The sequence below is a fragment of the Pleomorphomonas koreensis DSM 23070 genome (genome assembly GCF_000425185.1).
GTDB classification, from domain to species: Bacteria; Pseudomonadota; Alphaproteobacteria; order Rhizobiales; family Pleomorphomonadaceae; genus Pleomorphomonas; species Pleomorphomonas koreensis.
Genome location: NZ_AULH01000045.1, coordinates 1 through 5,093 on the forward strand (window position 1 = coordinate 1; position 5,093 = coordinate 5,093).

General features: G+C 64.0%; 5 protein-coding genes and 1 pseudogene. 2 read left to right on the forward strand and 4 right to left on the reverse strand.

Annotated features, from left to right (window positions below; all coding sequences use genetic code 11):
* The first annotated feature begins 184 nt into the window (after window positions 1-184).
* Window positions 185-1,015 (forward strand): arsenite methyltransferase, encoded by an 831-nt coding sequence (locus H512_RS0119730; RefSeq protein WP_156899591.1) that lies wholly within the window; start codon window positions 185-187, stop codon window positions 1,013-1,015.
* Between the two features lie 33 nt (window positions 1,016-1,048).
* Complete coding sequence (gene arsK / locus H512_RS25150) at window positions 1,049-2,245, forward strand: arsenite efflux MFS transporter ArsK (protein WP_245585465.1); 1,197 nt, start codon at window positions 1,049-1,051, stop codon at window positions 2,243-2,245.
* Here the strand turns inward: arsK and arsN2 are convergent.
* From arsN2 to H512_RS0119750, 4 genes and pseudogenes are all read right to left on the reverse strand, one after another.
* Window positions 2,223-2,642: an arsenic resistance N-acetyltransferase ArsN2 gene (arsN2, locus tag H512_RS27815; RefSeq protein WP_342663977.1), complete on the reverse strand. Its 420-nt coding sequence runs from the start codon at window positions 2,640-2,642 to the stop codon at window positions 2,223-2,225. The two genes, arsK and arsN2, sit on opposite strands and share 23 nt — an antisense overlap.
* A 21-nt stretch (window positions 2,643-2,663) precedes the next feature.
* Window positions 2,664-3,047 (reverse strand): annotated as a pseudogene (arsC, locus tag H512_RS27820) (arsenate reductase (glutaredoxin)); the annotation flags it as partial.
* A 12-nt stretch (window positions 3,048-3,059) separates the two neighbouring features.
* Window positions 3,060-4,121 (reverse strand): ACR3 family arsenite efflux transporter, encoded by a 1,062-nt coding sequence (gene arsB / locus H512_RS0119745; protein WP_026784877.1) that lies wholly within the window; start codon window positions 4,119-4,121, stop codon window positions 3,060-3,062.
* Window positions 4,118-4,990 (reverse strand): metalloregulator ArsR/SmtB family transcription factor, encoded by an 873-nt coding sequence (locus H512_RS0119750; protein ID WP_026784878.1) that lies wholly within the window; start codon window positions 4,988-4,990, stop codon window positions 4,118-4,120. The genes arsB and H512_RS0119750 overlap by 4 nt, the downstream gene beginning before the upstream one ends.
* Between the last annotated feature and the right edge of the window lie 103 nt (window positions 4,991-5,093).

Genomic DNA, 5,093 nt, shown 5'->3' on the forward strand with positions numbered 1-5,093 from the left:
GTCGCATCATCTCGACAAGCTGAAGAACGAGGGGCTGGTGAACGTGAAGCGGGAAAGCAATTTCCTCCGCTACACGGCCAATGCCGAGGCGCTGGAGAGCATTCTCGCCTTCCTGTTCGCCGAGTGCTGCACCCGGAACAAGGCCGTCTCCCCCGAAAAGGTCACCTGTTGCTAGGAGAACATCATGTCGGATAGCTCGATCAAGGAAATCGTGCGCGAGAAATACGCCGAGGCGGCGATCAAGGCCGGAAGCGGCGGCAGTTGCGGTTGCGGGACGAGCTGCTGCTCGACCGAGGGCACGGCCAAGAACCCCGTGACCTCCGACCTCTATTCCGCGATCGAGGCCGGCAGCCTGCCTGAGAAGGCCGTATTGGCCTCGCTTGGCTGCGGCAACCCGACGGCACTTGCCGAGCTGAAGGCCGGCGAAGTCGTGCTGGATCTCGGTTCGGGTGGTGGTATCGACGTTCTGCTGTCGGCCAAGCGCGTCGGCCCGACCGGCAAGGCCTACGGTCTCGACATGACCGATGAGATGCTGGCGCTCGCCCGCGAGAACCAGCGCCAGGCCGGCGCCGTGAACGTCGAGTTCCTGAAGGGCGAGATCGAGGCGATTCCGCTGCCTGACAGCTCCGTGGATGTCATCATCTCGAACTGCGTCATCAACCTGTCGGCCGACAAGAGCCAGGTGCTGCGGGAGGCCTTCCGTGTGCTCAAGGCTGGCGGCCGCTTTGCCGTGTCCGACGTGGTGACCCGGGGCGACATCCCGGCGCCGATCCGCAAGGACGTTCTCGCCTGGGCGGGCTGCATAGCGGGCGCGCTCGATGAAGACGACTATCGGGCCAAGCTGGCGGCGGCCGGCTTCGTCGACATCGATGTTGAACCGACCCGCATCTACCGGGCCGAGGATGCGCGCGGGTTCCTTGTCAACAAGGATCTCGATGTTGATGCTCTGGCGGCACAGGTCGATGGTAAGATCTTCAGCGCCTTCGTGCGGGCAACCAAGCCCGGCACCGTCTAACCGGTGCCGGCGCCGCGCCTGTCCCCGGCTGTTGTGGTCGGCCTGCTCGGTCTGACCCAGATCATCGGCTATGGCACGACCTACTATAGCTTTGCCATCGTCGCCGATCGCGTTGGCGCAACCTTCGGTCTGCCGACATCCTGGCTGTTCGGGCTCTTTTCCGGAACGCTCCTGATCGGCGGCGCCGTGGCGCCATGGAGCGGCCGACAGATGGACCGGCGCGGCGCCGGCCGGTTGATGGCGGCGGGGTCGGCGATCGCCGCCGTCGCACTCGCCGGCATGGCCCTGGCACCCGGGCCGATAACCTTTGCAGCGGCCCTTCTTGTCCTGCAGGCAGGGGCGCCGCTCATCCTCTACGAGGCCGCGTTTACGGCTCTGGTTCAAGCTGGCGATCGGGCGGCGCGGACGCATATCACCTATCTGACCCTGATCGCCGGGTTCGCCTCGACGATCTTCTGGCCCCTGACCTCAGAACTGGTCGCCGTGCTGGACTGGCGCCTTGTCCTCGGGCTCTATGCCGGCCTTAACCTCTTCCTGGCGCTGCCGATCCATGTCTTGCTGTCCCGGCAGCGTGCCGCGCATGATCCGGCGCCGGTATCGCCGGGGGAGCATGCGGGCGGGCAGTTGCAGGCCACGACCGCGCGTCTGTTCCTGCTGGCGACATGCGGCTTCGCGCTGTCAAACTTAGTCCTGTCGGCACTCCTGGCGCAGATGGTGCCGATGCTGCAGGGGCTTGGCCTCGGTGCGGCGGCGCTTCTGGTCTCCACCCTGTTCGGCCCGGCACAGGTCGGCGTGCGCTTCGTCAACATGGTGTTCGGCGCCGGCCGTCATCCGCTGTTCGTGACGCTGATCGCCGCCGTCGCAACGCCGCTGGCCGTGTTGGTGCTGGCCCTGACGGCCCCCGCCGTCGCTGGCGCGGCCGTATTCGCCATGTTGCTGGGCTTCGGATCGGGCCTCAAGAGCATCGTGCAGGGAACCTTACCGCTGGCGCTGTTCGGCAGCGAAGGCTACGGCGCACTAATGGGCAGGATGGCGCAGGCCCGACAGTTCGCAGGAGCCATCGCGCCCTTCCTGTTCGCCTTCATGGTCGACCATATTGGCGCCGAAGGGGCTCTCGCCGTCCTCGTGGGCATCGGATGTCTTGGCGTAGCCGCCTTCCTGGAAATCGCCAGGATGCGCCGTGGCGTCCCGTGGGACGCCAGGGTCTCTAGAGGTAAATCGGCCGCGTGAGAACCGCCGCCGATGACGGACAGAGCCCCTGGGCCTGCCGCGTTGCCAAAATATTGGCCGGAGCGTCCGTGCGATCGACACGCTTGAACTTGATCGCCTCGAAGAACGGCGCCCCCGTCGTGGTCATCAGCCACAGACGCCGGCCGCCGAGGTCGAAGGCTCGCCGCGCCAGGCGGGCAACGATCGCCTTGCCGACGCCGGCACCCCGTCGTTCGGACAGCACGACGAGGGAGCGCAGGAAGGCCTCCGCATCGTAAAGCTCGAATCCGCCGTAGCCGAGAAGCTCGCCCGAAAGGCTCCGGAAGGCGAAGAACGACCGCCCGGGCTCATTGAGATCGTCGGCCGGCAGGTCGGCCGACGCCAGCGCGGCAAGAAAACCGGCATCGTCTCCTGTCACGGCTGTGTCACGCAACGCCGGCTCGCCGTCATCCTTGATGAAGTCGGGCAGAGGCCCCTCCGGCAGGAGATCGAGCACCATGTCGGAGGGACGGCAGAGCTTCACACCCTTGGGCGTCACCACGAGCGGCCTGTTGATCAGGATCGGGTGCGCCATCATGGCATCGAGCAGGATGTCCTTCGGCATGTCGGGACCGAGCCCCAGCTCGCCATAAGGCGTCCCCTTCTGCCGGAGTACGTCGTGGACCTTCATCCCCGTCCGGGTGATCAGGTCCTTCAGTGTCGCCCGATCGGGCGGCGTCTTCAGATACTCGATCACCGTGGGCTCGATGCCGGCATGGCGGATGAGGGCCAGCGTGTTCGTCGACGTGCCGCAGGCGGGGTTGTGGTAGATGGTCACATCCATGCGGAGCCCCTTTCAGGTGCGAAGCGACAGCTTCTCGGCCGGGAAGAAGCGGCGCGACCATAGCGCCACGTTGACGAGGCCGATCATCACCGGCACCTCCACCAGCGGCCCGATGACGGCGGCGAACGCCGCGCCGGAGTTGATGCCGAAAACGGCCACGGCCACGGCAATGGCCAGCTCGAAATTGTTGCTGGCCGCCGTGAAGCACAGCGTCGTGCAGCGCTTGTAATCGGTGCCAGCCTTCAGCGAGAGCACGAAGCTCAGCGCGAACATCACCACGAAGTAGATGAGAAGCGGAATGGCGATCCGCACCACGTCGCCGGGGATGGTCAGGATCAGGTTGCCCTTCAGCGAGAACATGACGACGATGGTGAAAAGAAGCGCAATCAGTGTGATGGGGCCGATCTTCGGCACGAAATGGCTGTGATACCAGTCCTTGGAAACGAAGCGGAGCATGATCACCCGCGTCAGCACGCCGGCAATGGCGGGAATGCCGAGGTAGATGAAGACACTTTTGGCGATCTCGCCAATGGAGATCGCCACCACGGAGCCCGTCAGCCCAAAGACCGGCGGCAGGACGGTGACGAAGAACCAGGCGAACACTGAATAGAACAGCACCTGGAAGATGGAGTTGAAGGCGACGAGGCCGGCCGCGTATTCCGTGGAACCCTTGGCGAGTTCGTTCCACACCACCACCATGGCGATGCAGCGGGCGAGACCGATCAGGATCAGGCCCACCATGTACTCAGGCTTGTCGGGCAGGAAGATGATCGCCAGCGCGAACATCAGCACCGGCCCGATCAACCAGTTCTGGACCAGCGACAGGACGAGAACCTTCACATCGGCAAACACTTCCGGCAGGTCCTCATAACGCACCTTGGCGAACGGCGGATACATCATGAGGATCAGACCGATGGCGATCGGCACGTTGGTGGTGCCAACCTGGAAGGAGTTGATCAGTGCTTCAACGCCCGGCAGGGTGTAGCCAATGCCCACGCCGAGGGCCATGGCGGCGAAAATCCAGACGGTCAGGTATCTGTCGAGGAACGATAGGCGGCGGGCAACGGAACTCATTTGGTCTCTCCTGCCTTGGCCGTAGCACCGTCAAGCCGGCCGATCTCGTGCAGGTGACTGGTGATGGCCAGACGATCGAGGCTCCGGATCGGCAGCGCCAGGAAGTTGGTGATCCGGTTCTTGAGATAGCGTGCAGCGGTGACGAAGGCTGTTTTCTGCTGAATATGGGTCCCGACGACGCGCGCCGGGTCCTCGATGCCCCAGTGGGCGGTCATCGGATGCCCGGGCCACACCGGGCAGGTCTCGCCGGCCGCGTTGTCGCAGACGGTGAACACGAAATCCATCTCCGGGGCGCCGGGCTCGGCGAACTCATCCCAGCTCTTGGAGCGCAATCCCTCGATCGAGAATCCGTCCTCAGCCAACAGTTCGAGGGCGATCGGATTGACCTTGCCGGTTGGGTGACTGCCGGCGGAGAAGGCACGGAAGCGCCCTGCCCCATCGTGGTTGAGAATGGCTTCGGCAATGATCGATCGAGCGGAGTTGCCGGTGCAGAGGAACAGCACGTTGTAGGGGCGATCAGGCATGGCATCGTCCTTTGACAGCGAGGATTGAGAAAGAGGGTGTGGAACCCGGCACAGTTCAGGGTTACCGCCGCAGCAGTCCTTCACCAGGAAGTCCACCAGGCGGCTCACATGGATTGTTCGCGCCCGGTAGACGATGGAACGGCTTCGCCGTTCCGATGTGGTCAGCCCCGCCCGGGTCAGAATGGCGAGATGGGCTGAGAGGGTGTTGGCCGGCACACCCACGGCCGAGGCGATGTCGCCGGCCGCAAGACCGTCCGGCTCATGGCGCACAAGCAGCTGGAAGACCTGCAGCCGCGTGATCTGGGAAAGGGCCGTAAAGGCGTCGAGAGCTTCTGATAATTCCATACTTCGACAATAGCCGAATTATGGAAGATATCAAGAGGCTTGCGGTGTCCTTCTTTACATTATAAGATGCTGATAAACGCATAACCGGAAAAGCACATGAAAG